Genomic DNA, 1,773 nt, shown 5'->3' with positions numbered 1-1,773 from the left:
GCCCAGAACGTGGCGGTGGTGCGCGACGCCGAGATCGAGGCGCTGGTGCGCGATTACGCGCGGCCGATCTTCAGGGCGGCCGGCCTGGCGAATGACGGCATCGACATCGTCCTGGTCAACGACCAGAGTTTCAACGCCTTCGTCACCGGGCGTCGGCTGTTCATCAACACCGGCGCGCTGATGACGGCTGAAACGCCCAACGAGATCATCGGCGTCATCGCGCACGAAGCCGGTCATATTGCCGGCGGCCACCAGCAGAAGCTGCGCGACCAGCTCGAACGAGCCAAGACGATGGCCGTCATCGCGACATTGCTTGGCGCCGGCGCCATTGTCGCCGGTGCCACAACCAGCAGCCGCGGTCTCGCCGGCGCCGGCATGGGCGTGGCTGCCGGCGGCGGCGAAATGGCACAGCGCAGCATCCTCGCCTATCAGCGCACCGAGGAGATGACGGCCGACCGCTCGGCGATCACCTATCTCAACGCCACCGGCCAGTCCGGCATGGGCATGCTGAAGACATTCCGCCGCTTCCAGACCGCACTTTCGCTTTCGGGCGCCCAGGTCGATCCGTATCGGATCAGCCATCCGATGCCGCAGGACCGCATCGCCAATCTCGAAGTGCTGGTGAAACAGGACCCCAATGTCGACAGGCCGGACCCGCCCGCGCTGCAGCAGCGCCATGACATGATGCGGGTGAAGATCGCCGTTTACATGGAAGGCCAGGCGGCCGCGTCCCGGCTGATGCGAAAGATGCAAGGAACCCTCGCCGCCCAGTACGGCGACGCCCAGTCGACCTACCTGTTCGGCAACATCGCCGCCGCCCTCGCCAAGACCACTGCACTGATCAAAGCGCAACCGAAGAATGCCTACTTCCAGGAACTGCGCGGCGACATCCTGATGAAAGCCAACAAACCCAAGGAAGCCGCGGACGCCTATGCCAAGGCGGTCAGCCTCGATTCGGCTCGGTCCGGTCTGCTGCCAGTGTCCGTGGGCCAGGCGCTGATGGCCGTCGGCACGCCCGACTCCCTCAAAAAAGCCGTCGTGCAGATCAACAATGGCCTCGGTCGCGACAAGGAAAATTCAGCCGGATATCGCTATCTGGCGCAGGCCTATGGCGAGTTGGGCGACATACCTGGCGCTGAACTTGCCACCGCTGAAAGCCATTTCTATTCCGGCAACTACAAGGATGCGAAGATTTTCGCCATGCGGGCGCAGCAGCAGATGAAACGCGGCGAGCCGCGCTGGCTTCGCGCCCAGGATATCATAAACTACAAGCCATCAACCAAGATCAAGTGAACCTTCCGGCCCCGCGCCACGACATAGCCAGACCGGAAAACAGGCAGAAGGAACAGGAACGATGAAAAAGGCACTGCTGCTGGGCACCACGGGGGTTGCGGTCGCTCTGGCCATGCTGGCTTTCGGATTCGTTGCCGGAAACCCGCAGATCGCCAAGGCCGGGACCGCACAGCCGGTCGAGACGGCGGCGGCCGATACCAAGATCGACCGCACCGAGGTCGAAGGCATCATCCGCGACTATTTGTTGAAAAACCCGGAAGTTCTTCTGGAGGTCCAGGACGCGCTTGAGGCCAAGCAGAAGGAAGAGCAGCGCATCGCTCATCTCGGCGTGATCAAGGATGCCAAGGACCAGATTTTCAACTCCGCCTTCGACGGCGTCGTCGGCAATCCGACCGGCAAGGTCACCATCGTCGAGTTCTACGACTATAATTGCGGCTTCTGCAAACGTGCCATCGACGACATGAAGGCGCTGACCAATAC

1 protein-coding gene and 1 pseudogene are annotated in these 1,773 nt (G+C 62.4%); both read left to right on the top strand.

Features of this window, described 5'->3' with window-relative positions:
- A partial coding sequence (locus EOA22_RS32375; RefSeq protein WP_164756135.1) for a M48 family metalloprotease occupies positions 1-1,293 on the top strand: 1,293 nt, incomplete at its 5' end.
- 61 nt (positions 1,294-1,354) lie between these two features.
- A pseudogene (locus EOA22_RS32370) lies at positions 1,355-1,773 on the top strand (DsbA family protein); the annotation flags it as partial.

It is taken from the genome of Mesorhizobium sp. M7A.F.Ca.US.014.04.1.1 (assembly GCF_003998745.1).
Taxonomy (GTDB): Bacteria; Pseudomonadota; Alphaproteobacteria; order Rhizobiales; family Rhizobiaceae; genus Mesorhizobium; species Mesorhizobium ciceri.
Note: the sequence above shows the minus strand (reverse complement) of the source record. Positions and strands in the feature narration are given on the sequence as shown.